Source organism: Reyranella sp. GW821-FHT12G01 (assembly GCF_058806575.1).
This window is the reverse complement of sequence record NZ_JBXAPV010000001.1, coordinates 1,121,219-1,144,774: the sequence shown is the minus strand read 5'-3', so window position 1 is coordinate 1,144,774 and position 23,556 is coordinate 1,121,219. Positions and strand designations below refer to the sequence as shown.

21 protein-coding genes are annotated in these 23,556 nt (G+C 66.2%); 6 read left to right on the top strand and 15 right to left on the bottom strand.

Translation table 11 applies throughout. The annotated features are described in order from the left end of the window. From ugpE to AC1RP5_RS05625, 4 genes are all read right to left on the bottom strand, one after another. Complete coding sequence (gene ugpE / locus AC1RP5_RS05640; protein WP_493109617.1) at nt 1-852, bottom strand: sn-glycerol-3-phosphate ABC transporter permease UgpE; 852 nt, start codon at nt 850-852, stop codon at nt 1-3. Then, entirely contained in the window at nt 852-1,733 is an 882-nt protein-coding gene (gene ugpA, locus AC1RP5_RS05635; RefSeq protein WP_493109616.1) for a sn-glycerol-3-phosphate ABC transporter permease UgpA, read from the bottom strand. The genes ugpE and ugpA overlap by 1 nt, the downstream gene beginning before the upstream one ends. Before the next feature lie 86 nt (nt 1,734-1,819). Continuing rightward, nucleotides 1,820-3,136 carry a sn-glycerol-3-phosphate ABC transporter substrate-binding protein UgpB gene (ugpB, locus tag AC1RP5_RS05630; RefSeq protein ID WP_493109615.1) on the bottom strand — a complete coding sequence of 439 codons (1,317 nt, stop codon included), beginning with the start codon at nt 3,134-3,136 and terminating at the stop codon, nt 1,820-1,822. Nucleotides 3,137-3,269: 133 nt separating this feature from the next. Beyond that, nucleotides 3,270-3,962: a glycerophosphodiester phosphodiesterase family protein gene (locus AC1RP5_RS05625; RefSeq protein ID WP_493109614.1), complete on the bottom strand. Its 693-nt coding sequence runs from the start codon at nt 3,960-3,962 to the stop codon at nt 3,270-3,272. A gap of 68 nt (nt 3,963-4,030) precedes the next feature. Here AC1RP5_RS05625 and AC1RP5_RS05620 point away from each other — a divergent pair, with 68 nt between their 5' ends. The 4 genes from AC1RP5_RS05620 to AC1RP5_RS05605 all read left to right on the top strand — a co-directional run bounded on the left by AC1RP5_RS05620 (nt 4,031) and on the right by AC1RP5_RS05605 (nt 8,636). After that, on the top strand, nt 4,031-4,795 hold the full coding sequence (locus tag AC1RP5_RS05620) for an SDR family oxidoreductase (protein ID WP_493109613.1): 765 nt from the start codon (nt 4,031-4,033) through the stop codon (nt 4,793-4,795). Nucleotides 4,796-4,848: 53 nt separating this feature from the next. Further along, nucleotides 4,849-6,219, top strand: coding sequence for a sodium:proton antiporter (locus tag AC1RP5_RS05615; protein ID WP_493109612.1), 1,371 nt, complete (start codon nt 4,849-4,851; stop codon nt 6,217-6,219). 16 nt (nt 6,220-6,235) lie between these two features. Continuing rightward, entirely contained in the window at nt 6,236-7,318 is a 1,083-nt protein-coding gene (locus AC1RP5_RS05610; RefSeq protein WP_493109611.1) for a 50S ribosomal protein L11 methyltransferase, read from the top strand. Between the two features lie 172 nt (nt 7,319-7,490). After that, the gene (locus AC1RP5_RS05605; protein WP_493109610.1) at nt 7,491-8,636 is read left to right on the top strand and encodes an energy transducer TonB family protein; all 1,146 of its coding nucleotides are present in this window, start codon (nt 7,491-7,493) and stop codon (nt 8,634-8,636) included. A gap of 19 nt (nt 8,637-8,655) precedes the next feature. Here AC1RP5_RS05605 and AC1RP5_RS05600 read toward each other — a convergent pair whose 3' ends face one another. Both AC1RP5_RS05600 and AC1RP5_RS05595 read right to left on the bottom strand, forming a co-directional pair. Then, nucleotides 8,656-10,239: an ABC transporter substrate-binding protein gene (locus AC1RP5_RS05600; RefSeq protein ID WP_493109609.1), complete on the bottom strand. Its 1,584-nt coding sequence runs from the start codon at nt 10,237-10,239 to the stop codon at nt 8,656-8,658. Between the two features lie 88 nt (nt 10,240-10,327). Next, entirely contained in the window at nt 10,328-10,993 is a 666-nt protein-coding gene (locus tag AC1RP5_RS05595; protein ID WP_493109608.1) for a TetR/AcrR family transcriptional regulator, read from the bottom strand. Between the two features lie 59 nt (nt 10,994-11,052). On the opposite strand from AC1RP5_RS05595, the gene AC1RP5_RS05590 reads away from it, so the two are divergent. Both AC1RP5_RS05590 and AC1RP5_RS05585 read left to right on the top strand, forming a co-directional pair. After that, nucleotides 11,053-11,586: a DinB family protein gene (locus AC1RP5_RS05590; protein ID WP_493109607.1), complete on the top strand. Its 534-nt coding sequence runs from the start codon at nt 11,053-11,055 to the stop codon at nt 11,584-11,586. Nucleotides 11,587-11,746: 160 nt separating this feature from the next. Further along, nucleotides 11,747-12,652 carry a hypothetical protein gene (locus tag AC1RP5_RS05585; protein ID WP_493109606.1) on the top strand — a complete coding sequence of 302 codons (906 nt, stop codon included), beginning with the start codon at nt 11,747-11,749 and terminating at the stop codon, nt 12,650-12,652. 100 nt (nt 12,653-12,752) lie between these two features. Here AC1RP5_RS05585 and AC1RP5_RS05580 read toward each other — a convergent pair whose 3' ends face one another. The 9 genes from AC1RP5_RS05580 to AC1RP5_RS05540 all read right to left on the bottom strand — a co-directional run bounded on the left by AC1RP5_RS05580 (nt 12,753) and on the right by AC1RP5_RS05540 (nt 23,506). Then, a complete protein-coding gene (locus AC1RP5_RS05580; protein WP_493109605.1) occupies nt 12,753-14,195 on the bottom strand; it encodes a homospermidine synthase in 1,443 nt (480 codons plus the stop codon). Between the two features lie 95 nt (nt 14,196-14,290). Beyond that, nucleotides 14,291-15,421, bottom strand: a complete 1,131-nt coding sequence (locus AC1RP5_RS05575) for a type III PLP-dependent enzyme (RefSeq protein ID WP_493109604.1) — start codon at nt 15,419-15,421, stop codon at nt 14,291-14,293. 427 nt (nt 15,422-15,848) lie between these two features. Continuing rightward, nucleotides 15,849-17,102: an MFS transporter gene (locus tag AC1RP5_RS05570; protein ID WP_493109603.1), complete on the bottom strand. Its 1,254-nt coding sequence runs from the start codon at nt 17,100-17,102 to the stop codon at nt 15,849-15,851. Further along, complete coding sequence (locus AC1RP5_RS05565) at nt 17,099-18,250, bottom strand: GNAT family N-acetyltransferase (RefSeq protein ID WP_493109602.1); 1,152 nt, start codon at nt 18,248-18,250, stop codon at nt 17,099-17,101. Before AC1RP5_RS05565 ends, AC1RP5_RS05570 begins: the two co-directional genes overlap by 4 nt. A 6-nt stretch (nt 18,251-18,256) precedes the next feature. Then, nucleotides 18,257-19,177, bottom strand: a complete 921-nt coding sequence (locus AC1RP5_RS05560; RefSeq protein WP_493109601.1) for a metallophosphoesterase family protein — start codon at nt 19,175-19,177, stop codon at nt 18,257-18,259. A 13-nt stretch (nt 19,178-19,190) separates the two neighbouring features. Beyond that, the gene (gene spt, locus AC1RP5_RS05555; RefSeq protein WP_493109600.1) at nt 19,191-20,417 is read right to left on the bottom strand and encodes a serine palmitoyltransferase; all 1,227 of its coding nucleotides are present in this window, start codon (nt 20,415-20,417) and stop codon (nt 19,191-19,193) included. A 2-nt stretch (nt 20,418-20,419) separates the two neighbouring features. Further along, nucleotides 20,420-20,722, bottom strand: a complete 303-nt coding sequence (locus AC1RP5_RS05550) for an acyl carrier protein (protein ID WP_493109599.1) — start codon at nt 20,720-20,722, stop codon at nt 20,420-20,422. Between the two features lie 111 nt (nt 20,723-20,833). Further along, entirely contained in the window at nt 20,834-21,757 is a 924-nt protein-coding gene (locus AC1RP5_RS05545) for an NAD-dependent epimerase/dehydratase family protein (RefSeq protein ID WP_493109598.1), read from the bottom strand. A 9-nt stretch (nt 21,758-21,766) separates the two neighbouring features. Then, the gene (locus AC1RP5_RS05540) at nt 21,767-23,506 is read right to left on the bottom strand and encodes a fatty acyl-AMP ligase (protein ID WP_493109597.1); all 1,740 of its coding nucleotides are present in this window, start codon (nt 23,504-23,506) and stop codon (nt 21,767-21,769) included. Nucleotides 23,507-23,556: the final 50 nt, after the last annotated feature.

Below are 23,556 nucleotides of genomic sequence, written 5' to 3'. Positions count from 1 at the left end.
CTACTTCTCCGTCTCGACGAGGCCGCGCACGAACTGGCGCTGCATGAACACAACGACCAGCACCGGCGGCAGCATGGCGAGCATCGCCATGGCCATCAGCAGGTTCCAGCTCGGCACCGCGTCAACCACGTTGGCCTGGCGGGAGACCGTCATGACGACGGTGTAGTACTTCTCCTTGGTCGTGATGAGCAGCGGCCACAGGTACTGGTTCCAGCCGTAGATGAACTGGATGACGAACAGCGCGGCGATGGAGGTGCGGCTCATCGGCAGCAGGATGTCCCAGAAGAAGCGCATCGGCGAGGCACCGTCGACGCGGGCGGCCTCGGTGAGCTCGTCGGGCACGCTGAGGAAGAACTGCCGGAACAGGAAGGTGGCGGTGGCCGACGCGATCAGCGGGATGATCAATCCGCCATAGGTATCGAGCATGCCGAGGCTCGCGACGACGCCGTAGGTCGGCACGATGCGGACCTCCACCGGCAGCATCAGCGTCACGAAGATCGCCCAGAAGAAGGTCATGCGCAGCGGAAAGCGGAAGTAAACGATGGCGAACGCGGCGATGATCGAGATGGCGATCTTCCCGAGCGCCACCCCCAGCGCCATGATCATGCTGTTGGTCAGCGTGACGTAGAGCGGGACGGTGCCGCGCTTGCTGTTGTAACCGTCGACCAGCACTTCCTTGTAGTTCTCGATGAGGTGCGAACCGGGCCACAGCGGCACCGGCGGCTGCAGCATCGTCTGCTGGTCGTGGCTGGAGGCCACGAAGGTCATCCAGACCGGGAAGGCGATGACGACGAGGCCGATGATCAGCACGATATGGCTGAGCCAGGTCACGAAGGGCCGGTTCTCGACCATCAGTAATGCACCCGGCGCTCGATGAAGCGGAACTGCACGAAGGTGAGCGCGATGACGACGATCATCAGGATCACCGACTGGGCCGAGGAGCCGCCGAGATCCTGGCCGCGGAAGCCGTCATTGTAGACCTTCCACACCAGGATGTTGGTGGCCTGGCCGGGCCCGCCCTGGGTGAGCGAGCCCACGATGCCGAAGGTGCCGAAGAAGGCGTAGATGATGTTGATCACCAGCAGGAAGAAGCCGGTGGGCGACAGCAGCGGGAAGACGATGTCCCAGAAGCGCCGCCCCGGTCCCGCGCCGTCGATCGCCGCCGCCTCGATCAGCGACTTCGGGATCGACTGCAGGCCGGCGAGGAAGAACAGGAAATTGTAGCTGACCTGGCTCCAGACCGCGGCGATGACGACCAGGATCAGCGCCTGGTTGCCGTTCATCACGTAGTTGAAGTCGACGCCGACCTTGTGCAGCAGCCAGGCGACCACGCCGACCGACGGATTGAACAGGAAGCCCCACAGCACGCCGGCCACGGCGGGCGCCACGGCATAGGGCCAGACCAGGATCATCTTGTAGAGCGAGGCGCCGCGGATGACGCGGTCGGCCATCACGGCCAGCAGCAGGGAGACGGCGAGGCCGATCGAGGCGACCAGCGCGCTGAACACCAGGGTAAGTCGCACCGAGGCGAAATAGGCGCTGTCGTGGAACAGCGAGGTGAAGTTATCGAACCAGACGAACTTGGTATTGCCGCCGAACGCGTCCTCGGTCAGCACCGACTGGTAGATCGCCTGGCCCGACGGCCAGAAGAAGAAGACCAGGGTGATGACGATCTGCGGCGCCACCAGAAGGTAGGGCAGCCATCGTTCGTTGAAGGTGACGCGCTTTTCCATGACTTAGAGACGCACCCCGCTTTCAAGTCTCCTCTCCCCCGCCAGGGGGAGAGGAACCTGAAAAAAGAGCGCGGCCAAGGCCGGTCTTACTTGTTGGCCGCTTCGAACTTGCGAAGCTGTTCGTTGCCGCGCTTCACCGCGTCGTCGAGAGCGGTCTTGGCGTCCTTCTTGCCCGACCACACCGACTCGAGCTCCTCGTCGACGATGTCGCGGATCTGCACGAAGTTGCCGATGCGCAGGCCCTTCGAATTGGCCGTCGGCGGGTTGAGCGTCAGCTCCTTGACCGCGATGTCACGGCCCGGGAACTTCTTGTAGAAACCGTCCTTCTCCGTGGCTTCGTAGGCGCCGACCGTGATCGGCACATAGCCCGTCTCCTGGTGCCACTTGGCCTGCACCGGGGTGGTCGACAGGTAGGTCAGGAACTTGGCGACACCCTTGTATTCGGCGGCCGGACGGCCCTGCAGCACCCACAGCGTGGCGCCACCAATGATCGAGTTCTGCGGCTTGGCGATGACGTCGGGCGAGTAGGGCATCATGCCGATGCCGACCTTGTCCTGACCCAGCGCCTTCTCCGCGCCCGCGGCCGAACCGGACGAGCCGATACGGAACGCGCATTCGCCGCCGTTGAACAGCGAGTCCGACTTACCTTCGCGGCCGCCGTAGACGAAGGTCTTGTCCTTGGTCCACTCGGCCATCATCTGGATCAACTTGATACGCGGCGCATCGTTGAACTTCAGTTCGATATCGGTGCCGCCGAAGCCGTTGTCCTTGGTGGCGTAGGGCAGGTTGTGCCAGGCGCCGTAGTTCTCGATCAGCGTCCAGGTCTGCCACTGCGGCGTGAACCCGCACTTGGCGCCGGCCGCGACGGCCTTCTTCGCCATCTCGCCGAGTTCCGGCCAGGTCGTCGGGCCCTTGTTGGGATCGAGGCCGGCCTTCGCGAGCAGGTCCTTGTTCCAGTAGAGCACCGGCGTGGAGGAATTGAACGGCATCGACAGCAGCTTGCCGTCGGTCGTCGAGTAGTAGCCGTAGACCGGGCCGATATAGGCCTTGGGATCGAACGGCTCCTTGGCATCGGCCATCAGCTGATAGACCGGATAGATCGCGCCCTTGGCGGCCATCATGTTGGCGGTACCGACTTCGAACACCTGCACGATGTGCGGCGCCTGCTTGGCGCGGAAGGCGGCGATCGCGGCGGTCAGCGTCTCCGGATAGGAGCCCTTGTAGACCGCGTTGACCTTGTATTCGCTTTGCGACTTGTTGAAGCCGTCGGCCAGCGCATTGACCGTTTCACCCAGGTTGCCGCCCATGGCGTGCCAGAACTGGATCTCGGTCTGCGCGAACGCGGTCGACGCGCTCGCGAGAACCGCCGCAGCCGCGACGGAAGACAGCAGAATCCGTGTCATATCGAACAAACCTCCCAGAAAAATCCCCGGCGATGTATCGGCGGGCCGCAAGACTGCGATGTGTCTCTTTTGTTGCGGTCTGATGACAGTCCACCAAGACTGCGCAGGTAACGCAACCCCCAAATGGTCGATATTACTGAAGCGCCGCCAATATCACGTCGGGCGCGTCGCTGATGACGCACTGCACGCCCATGCCGACCAGCGCCCGGGCGACGTCGCCGTCGTTGATCGTGTAGACGCTGAGCAGGTAGCCGGCCTTGCGGATCTCGACGGCACGGACCGCCGTCAGCCGCTTGCCGCTGGTGTTGATGCCGACGGCCGACACGGCTTCGGCGCGGGCCTGCCAGTCGTCCTTCACCTCGTCGATCAGCAGCGCCCGCGCAAATTCGGGCGCGGCCTCACGGGCGGCGGCGAGCGAAGCGTCCTTGAAGCTCGACAGGAGCGGCGCCGGCAGCTTGGCCGGCCACGACTTGCGCAAGGTCGCGACCGTCACGCGCGCCGTCTCGGCCTCACTTCCCTCGCAGGGCTTGATCTCGACGTTGCAGCCCAGTCCCAGCTCGCCGAAGCAGGCGATCGCCTGCTCGAAGGTCGGCACCGAGGGCGGCAGCTCGGCAGCCCGTATTTCGGACGCCAGCCGGTCGACGCCGGTCGTCCGCTTGAGCGACGAATCGTGCATCACGATGGGCACGCCATCGGCCGTCAGCTTGACGTCGATCTCGACCCAGGTCGCGCCCCGGCGATGGGCTTCGCGGAACGAATCCAGCGTGTTTTCCGGCGCATAGGCCATGGCGCCGCGATGGCCGACGACTTTAGGCAGTTGCAGCATGAACGAATCCGAAGCTAACTCGGCTGTCGCAATAGCTTAACGCCTCGCTCCTGTCCCGTCCGATATCCATGTCCACCTTCCCCGACAAATTCCGCCTCGACGGCCGCACCGCCCTGATCACGGGCTCGGCCCGCGGCCTCGGCTGGGAAATGGCCAAGGGCCTGGCCGAGGCCGGCGCCCGCGTGATCCTGCATGGACGCTCGCACGAGAGGCTGGCGCCGCGGCTGGCCGAACTGCGCGCCGCCGGCCGGGCGACCGACGCGGTGGTGTTCGGGATGGCCGACCGGACCGCCATGAACCTGGCCCTCGCCGAGACCGGGCCGATCGACATCCTGATCCACAATGTCGGCGAGCGGGACCGCCGCCCCTTCACCGAGATCGAATCCCACGATTTCGCCCGGCTGGTCGATACCGACCTGTCGGCCGGGCAGGCGCTGATCAGGCTGGTCGTGCCGGGCATGGTCGAGCGCGGCTGGGGCCGGCTGATCCTCGTCACCTCGATCGCCGCCACGCTCGCGGCGCCCGGCGCCTCCTCCTACATCGCGGCCAAGGCAGGCCTCGCTGCGCTGGCCCGCGCGCTGGCCGGCGAACTCGGCGACAAGGGCATCACTTCCAACGCCATCTCGCCCGGCTTCTTCGCGACCGAGACCAACGAGGCGCTGATCGCCTCGCCGGCCGGCGAGCGGATGCGGATGCGCTGTCCCGCCCGGCGCTGGGCCGACCCGTCGGAGATCGCCGGCGCCGCGATCTTCCTTGCTTCCCCGGCCGCCAGCTACGTCAACGGCCATACGCTCACCGTCGATGGTGGCGTCACCGCCACCTACATGGGCTGAAGAAGATCCGACACCTCCCCCCTCTCGCGGGCGCCCTCGCGCTCGGCCTCGCCTTGCCGGCGTTCGCTGCCAGCCCCGATGCACCGGCCATCGACGGCCGCCATCTCGGCCTCGCCTGGATGATCCCCTTCGTCGGCATCCTGCTGTCGATCGCCATCCTGCCGCTCGCGACGCCGAGCCTCTGGCATCATCACTTTGGAAAGGTCTCCGCCGCCTGGGCGGCGATGATCGTCGTGCCCTTCGCCGTGATCCATGGCATTCCGACGGCCGCCTACGAGATCATCCACCTGCTGCTGCTGGACTACATTCCCTTCATCGTGTTGCTGCTGGCGCTCTTCACCGTGACGGGCGGCATCCACATCAAGGGCAACCTGCACGGCTCGCCGTCGATGAACACCGCCCTGCTGGCGATCGGCACGGTGTTGGCGGGCTGGATGGGCACGACTGGCGCGTCGATGCTGCTGATCCGCCCGGTGATCCGCGCCAACGACGATCGCCGGCACAAGACGCACGTCTTCGTGTTCTTCATCTTCCTGGTGTCGAACATCGGCGGCGCGCTGACGCCGCTCGGCGATCCACCGCTGTTCCTGGGCTTCCTGAAAGGCGTCAGCTTCTTCTGGACGACGCAGCATCTGTTCCCGCAGATGCTGGTCTGCACCCTCGTCCTCCTGGCCCTGTTCTATGCGCTCGACACTTATTGGTACCGCAAGGAAGGCCATCTCAAGTCCGACCCGACGCCGGAAAAGCCGGTGCGCCTCGAAGGTGGCGCCAACATCATCCTGCTACTCGCCATCGTCGGCGTCGTGCTGATGAGCGGCACCTGGAATCCCGGCGTTCATTTCAGCGTCTTCCACGTGCCGCTCGAGCTCCAGAACGTGCTGCGCGACCTCGCGCTGGTGGCGATCTGCTTCCTGTCGTTGCGACTCACCTCGCGCAAGTCGCGCGCGGACAATGGCTTCAGCTGGGGACCGATGGCCGAGGTCGCCAAGCTGTTCGCCGGCATCTTCATCACCATCGCGCCGGCGCTCGCCATTCTCCGCGCCGGCAAGGACGGCGCGCTCGCGCCCCTGGTCGCCCTGGTGACGGGCCCGGACGGCCAGCCCAATGACGTCTGGTATTTCTGGCTGACCGGCATCCTGTCGAGCTTCCTCGACAACGCGCCGACCTATCTCGTGTTCTTCAACCTGGCCGGCGGCGATGCCGATCTGTTGATGGGAGCGCTTGCCGGCACCCTCGCGGCGATCTCCTGCGGCGCGGTGTTCATGGGCGCCAACTCCTATATCGGCAACGCACCCAACTTCATGGTCAAGGCGGTGGTCGAGGAAGCCGGCATCCGCATGCCGAGCTTCTTCGGCTACATGGCCTGGTCGTGCGGCATCCTCGTGCCGCTTTTCATCGTGCTGACTTTCATGTTCTTCCACTGAAGGGCCATCGATCACCGTGGACTCGCTGGCCGCCGCGTCGCTTCTGAAACACCTCTCGGTGCCCGAGATGGTCACGCGCCTCGCCGGCCATCCGGTCCGCATGGCGCGGCTGGCGAAGCTGATGTTGGACGGCGGCGAGGTGCAGCGCGCCGTCGAGCTCGCGCGCGAGGCACGCCGCATCGCCCCGGACGATCCCGAAGTCGAACGCATCGTCGGACTCGTCATGAGCCGCAGCGTGCCGGTCTGGCACCATGCCATCCTGGCCGACGACACCCGCAACGCGGCCTACGACGCGGCGCTGCGGCGCAACGTGCGGGCCGGGTCGCACGTCCTCGATATCGGCGCGGGATCGGGCCTTTTAGGCATGATGGCGGCGCGCGCCGGCGCGGCCCATGTGGTGAGCTGCGAATTCAACAGCGCCACGGCCGCGACCGCCGCGGGGATCGTCGAGCGCAACGGCTTCGCCGATCGCGTGAGCGTCGTCTGCAAGCATTCGCGCGATCTCGCGATCGGCGCCGACCTTCCCAGGCCCGTCGACATCCTCGTGTCGGAGATCGTCACCAACGACCTGCTGGGCGAGGACGTGCTCGGCTGCCTCGAGGACGCGGTCGGACGGCTGACACAACCCGCCGCCTGCATCATTCCCTCGCACGGCGCCGTTCGCATCGCTCTCGCCCATTACGGCAAGCTCGCGCGCAAACAGGTCGAGTCGGTCCAGGGGTTCGACCTGTCGCCGATGAATGTGCTGGGCGGGCGCATCGGCCTGTCGATCGGGAACGAAGCGCTCGAGCTCAGGAGCGAACCGGCCGATCTTTTCAGCTTCGACTTCAGCTCGGGCGGCCCCTTCGAAAACCATCGCGCATCGGCCTGCCTCACCAGCACCGGCGGCCCGGTCAACGGCATCGCCCAGTGGATCTGGCTGCGGATGGACGCCGAGGGCACCTACGAGAACAGGCCGGCGCCGGGGGCGTCCTCGTGCTGGGCCGTGATGTTCCAGCCCCTGCCCTCTGTCATGGAGTCGCGCCCGGGCGAGCAGGTGGTCGTGCACGGCGGCCGGGACCGGACGTCGCTCTGGCTGTGGACCGGGTCGGATTCATAGGAATCCCGCAAAATTGCCAGTAATTCCAACGGCCTAGCGGACAAGAAACCGCAGAGGCTACCGGCGCATTTCCTCTAGAATGGGAAAAGCCTCCCGATCCTTGGCACACCCAGGCCCGCCCTCTCGTACCGAGGACGCCAAGCATCGAGGCGAAAAGCTGTAGAACGACCCCGTGGCCCACGCCGTAAGCGCCTTCTCCTACCGTTCCGACCGCATGTCGCCCGTCGCCCTGGCGATGGCGATCCTGCTGCACGTGCTGGTGGCCGCGGTCCTGTGGTGGCTGTCGCAGCAGCGAACGCCGGTGCCGCCGGTCGAGGAAGCGATCGAGGTCTCCTTCGAGCAGCCGAAACCGCCAGAACCGGAGCCGCCGAAGGCCGAGGCCCCGAAGCCGGAACCGCCGAAGCCGGAGCCGCCCAAGCCCGAACCGCCGAAGCCACCACCACCCCAGCAGGCCCAGCAGCCGCCGACACCGCCAGCGCCGCCGGTCGACTACGCCCTGGCACCGCCGGCGCCGATCGTGGACGACAAGCGGACGCAGGCTCCGCCGACCGATCAGGTGTCGAAGGAGCCCCCCGCACCGCCGCCGCCGCCCGAGCGCGAGGCCTCGAAGGAGTTTCCGCAGCTGGAGGCCGCCCCTCCGCCGCCGACGCCCACGCCACCGGTCGAGACCAGCGTGCAGCCGCCTCCGCCGGCGACGCCGGCCGAGAAGCCGATCGACGTGCCGACCGAGAACGGTCTGAAGAAGGCGCCCGAGCAGCCGCCGCCGCCCGCGCCGCAGGCAACGCCGACGCCGCCTCAACCGCAGCCTCAGCCGCAGGCCAAGCCGCCCGAGCCTGCGCCGACGCCCAAGCCCATGCCGCAGCAGCAGGCGCTGGCGACGCCGCCGGGCAAGCCGCCGCCTGCGCCCAAGCCGGAGCTAAAACCCTCGCCGCTCGCCACGACGCCGAGCAAGCGGCCTCCGTCGGCATCGTCGAAGGAGCCGCCGTCGCCCCATCCCTTCGTCAATCCGGCGGATGCCTATTCGCGCGCCAAGATCACCGACAACTACCTGGCCCAGGTCGTCCGCAAGCTCGTGGGCTATCGATACACGGCCAGCAACACGAAGGCACAGCAAGGCAGGACCGTCGTGCAGATCGTCATCGCCCGCGACGGCCGGCTGCTCGATGTCCGCGTCGTGCAGTCGAGTGGGTTGCCGGAGTTCGACAACGGCGTGATGGCCGGCGTGCGGGCGGGCTCGCCCTATCCGCCGGTTCCAGCCGAGATCAAGGGCGACCCCGCGTCCTTCACGGTGCCGCTGGTGTCGTACCGGGGGCCGTGACCTCCCGCTTCTCGCGGCTTCAGTTCTTCTTGCTGATGTTCCAGACCATGGCCACGGGGCCCGGCAGCCAGCCTTCGAGCCTGTCCTTGCGATAGGCGCCGAAGGCCTTGTACTGGCCGAGCGGAACGAAGATGCCCTGGTCCATGAAGCGATCGGAAATCGCGAAGCCGATTTCCTTGCGCTTGGCCGGATCGCCTTCCTTGAGGAAGGCCGTGCGCAGCTTCTCGATCTCGGGATCGCAGGGCCAGCCGAACCAGGCCTTCTCGCAGGTCGCGGCGGCGTAGCCGCTGGTGCCGGGATTGTCGACGTCGATGGTGATGTTGGTCGTGAAGAAGATGTTCCAGCCACCCTGGGCCGGCGGCTCCTTGCGCGCGCGCCGTGAGATCACGCTCTGCCAATCCATCGCCAGCATCTCGACCTTGAAGCCGGCGCGCTCGAGCTGCTGCTTGGCGACCGGCGGGAACTGGTTGGACGAGGCGAGATCGGTTTGGTGCAGCATCGTGATCGGCGTGCCGTCGTAGCCCGACTCCTTCAGGAGGGCCCGCGCCTTCTCCAGGTTGGGCTTGATCAGGAAATCGCCGTACTCCTTGCCGTAGATCGTGCCGCAGATGAACGGCGCGTTGCACACCTTGTAGATCTCGGGTTCGCCATACTGCGCCCGCAGCAGATCCTCCTGCGCGATCGCATACATCGCGGCCTGACGCGCCTTCGGATTGTTGAACGGCGGTTGCAGGTGGTTGAAGCGCATCAGTGCCTGCGAGCCGAGCGCGTTCCAGCCGTACAGTTCGACGTTCTTCGCAGCCCGGAGCAGCGGAAACAGATCGGGCGGCGGCGTCTCGATGAGATCGATCTCGCCCGCGATCAGCGCATTGGCCGCCGTGCTGGGGTCGGGAATGGCCAGCCACTCGACCCGGTCGACCTTCACGACCTTGCCGCCAGCCAGCAGCGACGGCGGCTCGGCACGCGGCTTGTACTTCGTGTTCTTCACGTAGACGACGCGCTCGCCGGCCTTCCACTCGTCCTTCTTGAAGATGAAGGGGCCCGAGCCGGTATAGTCCTCGATCTGCTTGTTGGGATCGGTGTCGGCCACCCTCTTGGGCATCATGAAGGGCACGCTCGACCCCACCTTGCCCAGCGCCTCCAGCACCAGACCGAACGGCTCCTTCAGGGTGAGGACGAAGGTCTTGTCATCGACGGCCTTCATGTCGGCCATCGCCTTCATCAGCACCTGGCCATATCCGTCGCGCGCGCCCCAGCGCTTGATCGAGGCGATGCAATCCTCGGACGTGACGGGCTTGCCGTCGTGCCATTCCAGGCCATCGCGCAAGGTGATCGTGTAGGTGAGCTTGTCGTCGGAGACGGTGTACTTCTCCGCCATCTGCGGCTGGATCTTGAAATCGGCGTCCGTGGCGAACAGCACGTCGTAGATCATGTAGCCGTGGTTGCGGCTGATGTTCGCCGTCGTCCAGATCGGATCGAGGATCTTGATGTCGGCGTGCGACACCATCCGGAGCGTCGTCTGGGCCGCTGCCGGTCCCACCGCCCCGGCCGCCCATCCGAACGCCATCGCCGCGACCGCTGCAAACTTGTGCAAATGGGCCATGAGTCACCCCCTTTGCCTGTCACGGACCGTGCCCGGCAGGCTGCCAGTTCCCCTCACAAGCCATGCAATGCGCGTGCCGCTCGGCCGGCTACCTGGGTAGGCGGACGGGGCGCTTCTTCATCGGGGAACGGGCCGGCATCAGATAGCCCTCCAGCAAGCGCGCGACTTCTTCGATGAAGAGATCGCGGTCGCCGGCCAGCGCATCGGGCTTGTTGATGACGAACTCGTGCGTCAGGGCTTCGACGGCCGTTACGCCGATATAGGTCGCGGCGTCGAGATCGCGGACCGAGATCTCCGACCGGCGTGACTCCAGGTACGTCCTGACCATCAGGAAGGTTTCCTGCTGAAGCGCCTCGATCTTGGCGAGCTGGCCCATGCGCGGCACCTGCTCGGCGAAGATGCGATGCAGGGCAGCATCGACCAGATGGGCGTCGACCGATGCCTTGACCAGCTTGCGGATCGCCGTCGCCAGGTCGAGCGAGGCGACTTCATTGAGGGCGCCGCGCAGCAGCGTGAGCATCTCGCGGTTGTGGCGCGCGACGAGCGCCGCGACGAGTGCTTCCTTGTTCGGGAAGTACTGATAGAGCGAGCCGATGCTCACGCCGGCCGCGGCGGCAATCCGGTTCGTGCTGGCGCGATCGTATCCCTCGCGCGTGAGAACGCGAGCGGTCGCATCCAGCAGCGTCTCCACCATCGCCTGGGATCGCTTCTGCGAGGCCGATTTCCTCGGGGTCGTGGGGATTGCGCGCGCCATAAGACACCCAGCCGCCAATGCGAGTAGACAATACGAGCCATAGCTCGCAAATTCTGGACATGCAACGCCTCGCCGTCCTCCCGCACCGACCGAAAGGCATCGCGATGTTCACCCTGCCCTATCGCACGCTGATGCACTTCAAGCGCTGGGCGACCAACGGCCTCAACGGAGTCGTTGCCGAACATCTCGACGGCATTGCCGCGGATGATCGGTTCGTGATCACGAGGCTGCTCGACCATATCCAGGTCGTCGACGAGATCTTCTGCAGCAATCTCGAATCGCGCCCTCACGGCCATCGTGCGGCGCGCTCGGCCGAGATGCCGGCGTTCGATGCGCTGGCGAGCCGGGCCCGTTCGACCGCGGACTGGTATGCCGATTACGCCGACGCGCTGCTACCGGCGGAGGTCGACGAGGTGGTGGACTTCACCTTCGCCAACGGCGAGCCCGCGAGCATGACACGCGGCGAGATGCTCCTGCACGTGGCGATGCATGCCGCCGGGCATCGCGGTCAGGTCGCGATCCTGCTGCAGAAGAACGGCATCCAGCCCTTTCCAGACCGGATCACCGATTTCCTGAAAGCCTCGCCGCAGTAACACGGTCGGAGCCGCCCTTGTCTGCGGTGACATAGTCCGTTTCAATGGGCAGAGAGTTGGCCTGACCACGATCCTGACCCTGCTCGCCATTGCGGCCGAGGAGACAGAATGAGGAATAGGCATTTGCGATATCGGCACGCAAGGCCGGCGCGGTAACGACATGGCCGATCGCACTCCCGCTTCCGCCCAAAGCGATGGTTCGCCCGGAGAGACTCGCTTTGCCAGCCGGTTCGACGAGGCGGCGTGGGCAAGTTCTGAGGCAAGCACGGCACTACCGGTCCTGAGCGAGGTCGAGGAGAGAGAGGCAAGAGGGCGTGAGCTCCGAGCCGCATATGAACTTGCCCGGAAGCGCCGTCGTCAAACGATTGCGGCAAGCGCGATCGCCGCAATCATCCTGGCGCTGGGCGGCACGGCAACATGGATCTTCAGGGAGCTGGCGGTAACGCGCGAAAGCCAGGTCGCGCAGCTCGAGTATGAGAACGCCGTTCTCTCGAGGTTGCTTCGCCAGGAGTACCAGCAGCGTTTCGACGCCGCGAGAGTGCCTGCGGCACGCCAGGAAATCGTCGCGCAAAGCGTCAAGAAGATCCTGAGCAATCGCGCCCGGTATGAACGCCTGACGAAGTCGACGACGATGCCCTGGTACTTCCTCGCGATCATTCATGGACTGGAAGCCGACTTCAGATTCGATGCGCACCTCCATAACGGCGACCCGCTGACAGCCCGTACGGTCCGTGTGCCGGCGGGGCGGCCGGCCCAGGGCAAACCGCCTTTCAGCTGGGAGGAAAGTGCGATGGATGCCATCGCGATCAATCGCTACGACAAGTGGAACGATTGGAGCATTGCCGGAATGCTCGTCGTTTGGGAACGCTACAACGGCCTTGGCTATCGGCACTACGGCGTCAACTCGCCGTATGTATGGGCGTGCACCGACCTCTATGCGAAGGGTCGCTTCGTCGCCGACGGAAAGTACGATGCCAATGCCGAATCCAGGCAATGCGGTGCGGTCGCATTGCTGAAGGGACTGATCGCGACGGGTCAGGTCTCACCCCCGCCGGGTCCGAGATAGGCGCCAATAGAGGCGCGCACTCATGGAAAGGGCCCGACGGCAGGCGTGCCGTCGAGCCCTCAATGTCGCTTCAACCCCAGGCGATTGCCTGACGTTCCCGTCAAACCACCCGGAAGTTCTTGAACTGCCAGGGGTCGGACTTGTCGAGGTCCTCGGGGAAGAGTTCGCCGCGGCCCTGCAGCGGGGTCCAGTCGCTGTACTTGCCGACGACCGGGCCGAGATAGGGCATGCAGATCTCGAGGTTGCGCGCGAAGTCCATCTCGTCGGCCTCGACGATGCCCTCGTTGGGGTTCTCCAGCGCCCAGATCATGCCCGACAGCACCGGCGCCACGACCTGGATCGAGGTCGCGTTGTTGTAGGGCACGAGCTTGCGCGCCTCGTTGATATCGATCTGCGAGCCGTACCAGTAGGCACCCTTCTTGTGGCCCATCAGCAGCACGCCAAGCTCGTCGCGGCCCGACACCACCTCATCGACGATCAGGCGCTGGTGCTTCTGCTGCTTCAGGTTCTTACCGGCAAGCTCGTGCAGCGACATGATCGCTTGGTCGCACGGGTGATAGGCGTAGTGCACGGTCGGCCGGTAGACGACCTTCTTGCCGTCATGGACGGTCAGGTAGTCGGCGATCGAGATCGACTCGTTGTGCGTGATGATGAAGCCGTGGAACGGCCCCTCGATCGGCGTCCAGGTACGAACCTGCGTCACCGCGCCCGGGCGATTGAGGTAGATCGCGGCATCGCAGCCGAAGGTGTGGCGCTTGCCGTCGGGCGGCAGCGCCTTCTCGTGCGTGCCCCAGCCCATCTCGGCGGGCTGGCCGCCTTCGGAGATGAAGCCGTCGATCGACCAGGTGTTGACGAACTCGCCCACCTCTTTCGGGATCGCCGAGACTTGGGTGTCGCGCTCGGCAATATGGATCGTCTTGACGCCCAGGCGCTGGGCGAGCTTGCCCCAGCCCTCGCGCGTGGTCGGCACGGGCGCCTTCACGCCGGTGTCGCGGGCGATGTTCACCAGCGCCTGCTTGGCGAAGTGCGAGACCAGGCCCGGGTTGGCGCCGTGCGCGACGACGGCCGTCGTCCCGCCCTTGTGGCGCGACTTCAGCTTCAGCATCGTGTCGCGCAGCGCGTAGTTCGAGCGGCGCGACACCGACAGGTTCGGGTCGGAGTAGCCGCCCGGCCACGGCTCGATGCAGGTGTCGAGGTAAAGGACGCCCTTCTTCTGGCAGAGCTCGATCAGCGCCGTCGAGGCGACCTCGACGGAGAGGTTGAGCAGGAAGTCGCCCTGGCCCAGCCGGTTGTCGAGGGTCGAGCGCACGTTGGACTCGGTCAGGCGCTTCTCGACGAACTCGACGCCGTAGCGTTCGGCCTCGTCCTCGCCGCCGCGCATGTCGTCGGTGATGATGGTGATCTGCTCGGGCTTGATGCCGATGTGACGCAGGATCAGCGGCAGCACGCCCTGACCGATCGAGCCGAAGCCCACCATGACCAGGCGGCCATGGAAATCGAGATACTTCTTCGCGGCAGGCTTGCGTGCGGTCTTCTTCGCCATTTCAGCGTCCCCGTCCTTGTCACGAGCAGTCAGTAAAAACAGCAACGGGGCCTTTCTCAAGGCCCCGTCGTTCCGTACGCCCGAATTGTGTCAGTTCAGATGCAGACCGCCTTGAGCGGCGCGAAGCCATTGAACGCGACCGAGGAGTAGGTCGTCGTATAGGCGCCGGTCGAGAGGATCTCGACCTTGTCGCCCGGCTTCAGAGACAGAGGCATTTTGTACTCCGTCTTTTCGTAGAGGATGTCGGCCGAATCGCAGGTCGGGCCGGCCAGCACCACCGGGCCCATGCGCGTGCCCTCGCCGGGCGTGCGCAGGCGGTACTTGATGCTCTCGTCCATCGTCTCGGCGAGGCCGGAGAACTTGCCGATGTCGAGGTAGACCCAGCGCTTGCGGTCGCCCGCGGCCTTGCGCGAGACCAGCACGACCTCGCTCTGGATCACGCCGGCGTCGCCCACCATGGAGCGGCCCGGCTCGATGATGACCTCGGGCATGCGGTTGCCGAAGTGGCGCACCAGCGCGCGGGTCACCGCCTCGCAGTAGGCCTCGATGCCGCTCACTTCCGAGCGATAGCGCGCCGGGAAGCCGCCGCCCAGGTTGACCATGCGCAGGTCGACGCCCGCTTCGGCCAGCGCAAAGAACATCTGCGAGACCTGGCCCAGCGCCTTGTCCCACTGTTCGAGGTCGGTCTGCTGGCTGCCGACGTGGAAGGAGATGCCGTAGGCGTCGAGGCCCCAATCCTGGGCCTTGCGCAGCAGGTCCTTGGCCATCTCCGGCGCGCAGCCGAACTTCTTGCTGAGCGGCCACTCGGCGCCGCCGCAATCGACCAGCACGCGGCAGAACACGCGGGCGCCCGGCGCCACGCGGGCGAGCTTCTGCAGCTCCGCCTCGCTGTCGAAGGCGAACAGGCGCACGCCCTGCTGGTAGGCCCAGGCGATGTCCTTTTCCTTCTTGATCGTGTTGCCGAAGGAGATGCGGTCCATCGAGACGCCGGTCGCCTGGACCATCTCGATCTCGCCGCGGCTCGCGGTGTCGAACTTGGAACCGGCCGTCGCTAGACGAGCCAACACCTGTGCGGCCGGGTTCGCCTTCACGGCGTAGAAGATGTGCGCGGTCGGCAGCAGCTCGCGCATGCGGCGGAAGTTCGTCTCGACCACATCGAGGTCGATCACCAGGCACGGCGTCTCGGGCTGCTGCTCGCGGAGGTAACGGAAAATACGCTCGGTCATCGCTGGGGGGCTCCCCGTAGGAATAGTCAGTCAGTCAAACGAAGGATCGAACAACGACGTACGGCGCCAAGCGTGGCGCGATACGTCAGCCGATACTCGACTGAGCTAAAATCCGTTTATGCGGCTGAGCGAGGAAGGAGGCCCGAGCAAGGGTCGGGCAAATGACATAATAGCGGGGAACGCGCCCCGCGCGGTAAGCAACCATCTCAGAAGCTCCTTCCCGGACCCGGCTCGAAACCGGCACTGCCAAAAAGAACACTTTCCGTCGTTGCGTAACCACAGAGGGCCAGCGGCACGTGCGTTGGGCGTCTTGTATGAACGCTATCTACAACTAATCGACCTGGTTACAAGAAGAATCTGCCCCGCCTCGAAAATTTTCGGGCCGCTTGTGGTCGAATCGGCACATGCGTGTCAGGCGTGTGGCGCTTCAGACACGCGGCAATGACGAGCCGGGCAGCTTGATCGACGCCGCGAGCACGGTGAGAGGTGCCAGCATCACCGCCGAGCCGATGAGCGCGGTACGGACGTCGAAGAAGTTGGCGATCTTCCCCCACAGCAGCGCGCCCAGCACCATGGCGCCGAAGAACACCATCTGGTGGACCGCCATGCCGCGGGCCCGCATGTAGTTGGGCAGGATCATCTGCACTGAGGCGCCGTTGTTGGCGATGACCGTGATCCAGCAGGCGCCGTTGATGGCAACGACGGCGCCGACCACGATCGGCGTCATCGCCAGCGCCGCCACCATCGTGGCCGCCCCCGAGATGCCCATCGCCCAGATATTGGCGCGGTCCGAACCCAGCAAGCGGTTGACCGTGGGCAGCGAGAAGGCCGCGGCCACCGCCCCGATGCCGAACACGCCGTAGAGAATGCCGAAGTTGAACTCATCGAGGCCGAGTTCGAAGCGCCCGATCACCGGCAGCAAGGTGCCCATGGCGATGCCCGGCACGAAGAAGCAGAGACCGCGAGCGAAGATCGCCCGCAGCTCGGCCGAACCCCGGACGAAGGCGATGCCGGCCCGGGCCGCCTCGCCCAGGGTCTCGCGGCGCTGGGCGGCGCGCGCCTCGGCCGGCCGCTTCCAGGCCCGCATGGCAAGGATCACGCCGACATAGGTGAGCGAGTTGATGGCGAAGAGCAGGAAGACGCCCACGAGGCTCAGCAGCAACTGGCCGATCACCGGGCCGACGGTGCGGGCGAGGTTGAAGCCCGCGCTGTTCAGCGCGATGGCGGGGCGGAGCTGCGGGCCGGAGACGATCTCGGGCACCACAGCATGCCAGGCCGGGGCGTTCATGGCGTTGCCCAGCCCCATGCAGAAGGACAGCGCCAGCAGGTTCCAGTGGTTGAGCAGGCCGAAGAAGGCCAGCACTGCCAGCGTCGCGGCCACGCCCATCATCCAGATCTGGCAGCAGATGATGTAGCGGCGGCGGTCGAAGCGGTCGGCCAGGATGCCGGCGAAGAAGCAGAACAGGAACATCGGCAGGGTGCTGGCGGCGGCCAGCAGGGCCACGAAGATCGGCTCCTGCGTCAGGCTGGTCATTTCCCAGGCGGCGCCCGTGGTCTGCATCCAGCCGCCGACATTGGACATCAGGTTGGCGATCCACATCGCCAGGAACGACCGGTTGGCCAGCGGCGCGAAGGCCGACGGTGGTCTCGAAGGCGGCCTCGGAGACGCCGGCTCGTTCACCCCGCCAGCACCTTCTCGTAGATGCGATGGGTCTTGTAATGAACGCCGCCGACCGAGCGGATGATGTTGTTGGTCGCCTTGTTGTCCTCGAGAATCCAGCCCAGCTCGGCCGAGGTCTTGCCCAGCCGCTTGCCGTTCTGGCGCAGGTGATCGATGGCGATCATGGCGAGGCCGGCGCCCAGCAGCGGGTGATTGCGGTACTTCTTCTTCACGCCCATCAGCGGCACGCGGGTGCTGCCGACGCCCGCGATCTTGAGGCGCCACAAGAGCTTGGCGAGCTTCACCGGCCCCAGCTTGCCGTCGAACTCCTCGATCGCCTCGTAGAGGTTGGTCAGCGCCACGATGAAGGCGACGGTCTCGTCGTCGACATCCACGAACACCGCGAGCTCAGGGACAATTACCGGGCCGAACGCCTTGGAGGCATGATCGATCTCGGCCTGGGTGAAGGGCACGAAGCCCCAATTGTCGCTCCAGGCGTCGTTGAAGATGCCGACCAGGGTGCGGACCTCGGCATCGAACATCTTCATGTTGGCGGTGCGCACCTTGACCCGGCCCTCGAGGCCGCCGCGCGCCAGCAGCTTGGCGCCGATCGTCTCGGGCGCGTTCTGGACGTCGTAGTCGTAGGAGAAGACGTCCTTGGTCTTGGTGTAGCCGCAGGCCTCGACCCGAGGGCCAGCATAGGGCGGATCGTAGGGCACCATCAGGACCGGCCGGCTCTCGAAGCCGTGGACCAGCAGGCCCACCTCCTCGTTGACCGAGAGGCTGAACGGACCGGTCGCGCGCTTCATGCCCTTGTCGCGCAGCCATGCCTCGGCCGCGGCGAACAGCGCGGTGAAGATCGCCGGATCGTCCTCCGCCGCCAGGCAGCCGAAATTGCCGGTACTGTCGTTGTAGCGTTCGAGATGGGCGTGATCGATCTGCGCGGAGATGCGACCCACCACCTTGCCGGCCCGCCGCGCCAGGAAGAAGCCGACCTCGACATGCTGGAACAGCGGGTTCTTGCCCGGCGTGAAGGCTTCGCGGCGCTCGAGGTCGAGCGGCGCGATGTAGCCCTTGTGGCCGGCATAGAGGCGCCGGGGGAGCGCGATGAACGCGTTCAGGTCAGCCTTCGAGGCGACCGGGCTGACGACGATGTCGGACGAAGCCATTGCGCCTCACGCTGCCAGGGCGGCCGAGGCGCCGCTGTTGAACACGAGCCGGCCGTCGGGCTCGCATCCCGTGCCATCGGCCTTGAGGGCGCGGATGTCGACGGAGATGTGCCAGCCCGCGGTGTCCCGCTCGATGCCGATGAGATGATAGCGGGCGCGACCGTATTTGCTGCCGGGCGCGGCCGACGCCGATGTGACCCCGACCACGGGAATCGCACCGGCAGGCCCCGCGATGCGTGCGACCTCGCTGCGATGGTTGTGGCCGTGCAGCACGATCTCGCAGCCGACGCGACGGATCATCGCCTGGAAGGCGGCGGCGTCGGTCAGGCGCTTGAAGCGCGATTCGGTGGTGAGCGGCGGATGATGAATCATCACGACGCGGCAAAGTCCTTCGCGGCCGAGCTCGGCCAGCAGCTTCTCGGCAGCAGCGATCTGCGCCTCGCCCAGCGTGCCGGTCGCCAGCAGCGGTGGCTTCGGCAGGCCACTGTTCAGGCCGACCAGCGCGACCGGACCGCGCCGGCGCAACGTCGGGAAGACCTTGAAGTCGGCAGCGGGCGGCTGGCCGTCGCCGGCCATATAGGCGCCCCAGCGACCCAGCCCCTCGCCCCACTTCGTGGCGACATAGACATCGTGGTTGCCGGGGATGACCGTGACATGCTCGGGCGTGCCGAGACCTTCCAGCCACGTCGAGGCGCGCGCGAATTCGTCGGGCAGCGAGATGTTCACGAGATCGCCGGTCAGCGCGATATGGTCCGGCGCCTGGGCCTTGATGTCGGCCACGATGCCGGCCAGCGCCTCGGGGCGATGGAGCTGAACGCGGTTGCGCCACCAATTATAGTAGCCAGTCGCACGCTTCCCCAGCAGCTCGACGGCGCGCGCCGGCGGCATCGGCAGATGCGGATCGGACAGATGTGCGAGGGTGAACATGGCGGACGCGCCCCTAGCGGGCGCCGCCAACCACGCGGAGCGTGCGGTCGTCGAGGACGCCGAGCTGGCGGCCGATGCCCGCCATGACCTCGATCACGTGCTCGAGCTGTTCCTTGGTGTGGACGGCGCAGACCGAGCAGCGCAGCAGCGACACGCCGTTGGGCGTGGCCGGCGGCACGGCGACGTTCACGTAGATGCCGGCATCGAGCATGGCGCGCCAGAAGCCGATCGCGGTCATGGGATCGGGCAGGTGCACGCCGACCACCGGGCCGTGCTCGGGGCCGAGCTTGAAGCCCTTGGCGGCGAGACCTTCGTAGAGCGTGGAGACGTTGGCCCAGAGTTGCGTGCGCAGCTCGGGCTTGGCCTTCACGACCTTCAGCGCCTGACGCACCGAAGCGACGATCGACGGCGGCAGCGAGGCCGTGAACATGTAGGAGCGCACGGTGACACGCAGCACGTCGAAATCCGGATCGTCCGAGACGCAGTAGCCGCCGATGGCGCCCAGGGTCTTGGAGAAGGTGCCGACGATGAAATGGCAATCGTCGATCACGCCGGTCGATTCGCAGAGGCCGCGGCCGGTGTCGCCGAGCGCGCCCAGCGAATGGGCCTCGTCGACCAGCACATAGGCTTTGTATTTCTTGCAGACGTCGATGAACTCCCGCAGCGGCGCGCTGTCGCCCAGCATCGAATAGATGCCTTCGAGCACCACGACGCGGTTGCCCGGACGGTCGCCCAGACGGCGCAGGCGCGCATCGAGGCTGGAGGGATCGTTGTGCTTGAAGCGGACGACCTCGGCCTGGGTCATCTTGCAGGCGTCGTAGATCGAGGCGTGGCTGTCGGCGTCGATCAGCAGATGATCGCCCTCGCCCGCCAGGGTCGAGATCACGCCGAGATTGGCCTGGTAGCCGGTCGTGAAGACCATGCAGTGCTTCTTGCCGTAGAACGCGGCAATTTCCTGCTCGAGCAGCATATGCTCGGTGTAGCTGCCATTGGCGATGCGCGAGCCGGTCGTGCCCGTGCCTTCGGCGCGAATGGCTTCGACAGCCGCGTCCATGCAGCTCTGATCGAACGTCAGGCCGAAATAGTTGTTGGTGCCGACCAGCAGGGCCTTGCGGCCCTTGATGATCGCCTCGGTGGGCGACAGGACCCGTTCCATTTGAATCTGGAACGGGTCGTATCCCGTCGTCCGAACGTCCCGATAGGCCTCGAGCAGGCCCTTATGGCGATCGAACAGGCCCATGGCTAACGCCGGGCGCAGAGCTTCAGGATGGTGTCCGCGAGCTGGTCGACAGTGTGAATCTCGGCCACGACATTCATCGGGATCGAGATGTCGAAATGATCCTCGAGCTCCATGACCATGTCCATGATGGCCAACGAGTCGATGGTCAGATCCTTGGCGATCACCGTGCTGCCCGTGATCGGCCGCTCGCCGGTCTGGAACGGTGCCAGGTGATGGCAAATCTCGCTGATGACTTCACCACGCGACTGACCGCTGACGCGGGTCCGTTCGAGGGTCTCGGTCATGCCGTCAGTTTCGACGATCATTTGATGAGCTGTGCGCAAAACGCTCTCCAGGCCCGGGGGTGGGCGGTCACCTTGTGCCAAAACACTGATTCCGAGTGAAATGACAAATTGTTACGCCGTGTTTCACGCGACCTATAGCCAGCCTTTCGCCCGATACCACAAGATCGTGTCACGAAAGCCGGTCGCCAGGGTGTAACGGGGCTGTAGGCCAATCGCTGCGGCCAGCCGCCGATCCCCGGCGGACCAATCCGGATGGAAGATCTCGTTCACCTTCCCCCGGGTCAGGATCTGGGCATCGCCCCCCAGTGACTGCCGAATGCCGTTCCAGCCGGCGAGGCAGGCCATCACGCCGCGCGGCACGGCGATCCGCCAGGGCCGGCGGCCGCCCAGCGCCTCGCCCGCGGCCTTGGCCATCTCGGCGTAGGTATAGGTGTGGCCGTCGTCGACCTCGTAGATCGCGTCCGGCGGTGGCCGTTCCACGGTCAGCGCGAGCGCCTCGGCGAGGTCGGCGACATGAATGAGGGACAGGCGGGCACCCGTCAGCCGGGGCTGCGGCGCAATACCTGACTTGATCGCTCGGAAATAAGCCAGGGTCTCGCGGTCGCCCGGCCCATAGACCGCCGGCGCCCGGACGACCGCCCAAGGACCGCTGCGGGTGGCGATAACTGCCTCTCCAGCGCGCTTGCTCGCCCCGTAGGCAGAAAGCTGGGGCTCACGAGCGGCCAGGGAGGAGAGCAGGACCAGACGGGCGTCCGGGGCCAGCGCCGACAGGAGCGCGGCACTGTCCCGGTTCACGGGCAGGAAATCCCGGTCCTGGCGCGCCTTGATCAGCCCGGCGGCATGGACGACCGCATCCGCCCCCTCGACGAGCTGGCGCAGCGCGCCTTCCGAAGAGAGGTCGCCCAGGACCATGTCGGCGTCGACGCCGGCCAGCGACGGCAGCGGCGTCCAGCGGCGCACCAGCAGGCGCAGCCGCCAGCCGCGCCGCGCCAGCGCCGCCACGAGATGCGGCCCGACAAAACCGGTGGCCCCGGTCACCGCGACCAGCTTGGTCATGGCACCCGATCAGGCCGCGACGGGCTTCGGCGCGTAGAGGCCGGCGAGGTAATTGGCCTTGGTGCGGGTGCGCGACAGCTTGCCCGACGAGGTGGTGGGCAGGCCCAGGGTCGGCGGCACCAGCGCCACGTCGCAATCGACGGCGACCGCCTCGCGCACCGCACCGGCCACTTCGCGCGCGAGCGCTTCCCTCGCCTCATCGCCGGTCACGCGCGCCATCACGGCGACGACCACACGTTCGCCTTCGCCGGTGTCGACGGAGAAGGCCGCCGAGTCGCCCGCCTTCACGACGCGCGTGGCCTCGATCGCCCATTCGATGTCCTGCGGCCAGACGTTGCGGCCATTGACGATGATCAGGTCCTTGGCGCGCCCGGTGACGACGATCTCGCTGTTCAGCATGTAACCGAGGTCGCCGGTGTCGAGCCAACCGTCCGACAGGACTTCGCGGCTGGCGTCGGGATCGCCGTAGTATCCCGGCATGACGCTGGGACCGGACACGAAGATGCGTCCGACCGCGCGATCGGCCAGCACCGTGCCGTCCGGACCCCGCACTTCGAGACGGTGGTCGGGCAGCACGCGGCCGCAGATCACGAAACGGCGCGTGCGGTGACGATCCGTCGGATCCTGCGCCGGAACCGCGCGCTGCAGTTCGCCAAGCGCGGTACGATCGATGGTGTCGGAGCGCATCCCCGTACTGTGCGGGGAAAAGCTGACGGCGAGGCAGACCTCGGCCATGCCGTAGCTCGGGATGAAGGCGTTGCGGTTGAAGCCGAACGGCTCGAACGTCTCGGCAAAACGCTCCAGCACATCGGCCCGCACCATGTCGCCGCCGATTCCGGCGTGACGCCAGCTGCGCAGATCCAGATCGGCCGGGATCTGGGACGCGCCACGACGTACGGCCAGATCGTAACCGAAGCTCGGACTGTAGGAGATGGTGCCGCCGTTGCGCGCGATGACGTTCAGCCACTGCATCGGCCGGCGCGCGAAGTCGCGCGGCGTCAGATAGTCGATCGAGATCTGACAGGACAGCGGCGCGAACAGGAAACCGATCAGGCCCATGTCGTGATAGAGCGGCAGCCAGCTCACCGCGCGGTCGCCCTCGGCCATGTCCAGTCCGGCCGGTCCGACCATGCCCGCCAGGTTGGCCATCAATGCACGTTGCGTGATCTGCACGCCGTGCGGCTGGCGCGTGCTGCCCGACGAGAACTGGATGTAGCAAAGGTCGCCGGCCTCGAGCGGCCGCAGGTCGACCTGCTTCTCCGGCAAGGCATAGAGCGCATCCACGCCGCCATGCAGGCGAACGTCGGGAAACTCTCCCGCCGCATCGGCGAGATAGCCCGCGAGATCGTCGAGACCAACCGCGGCCACCGCGCCGGAGGTGGCGAGCTGGCGGCGAAGCTGGTCGAGATAGGCATCCTTGCTGCCGATGCCGATCGGGATGGAGACCGGCACCGGCACGAGGCCGGCATACTGGGCGCCGAAGAAGGCGTCGAAGAAGCCGGGCCAGGTGTCGGCCGTGATCAGGATGCGCTCACCGCGCGCGAAGCCCGCGCCGATCAGCTTGCGGGCAACGACATGGGCCCGCTCTCGGACCTCGCGCCACGGCAAGCCCGAGAGTTGCTCACCCTTGGCATTATAAAAGGTAGCCCCGGTGTCGCCCCGCGCCGCGTAGTCGAGCATCGCCGGCACCGACGAGAAGCCGGCGCGATGCAGGGCGAGCGTGGAATTGCGGGTCGGCAGCAATTTCATCGGAAGGCGCGTCGTAGCAGAGGGGTCGAGGGCCCTCAAGAAGCGCCCCG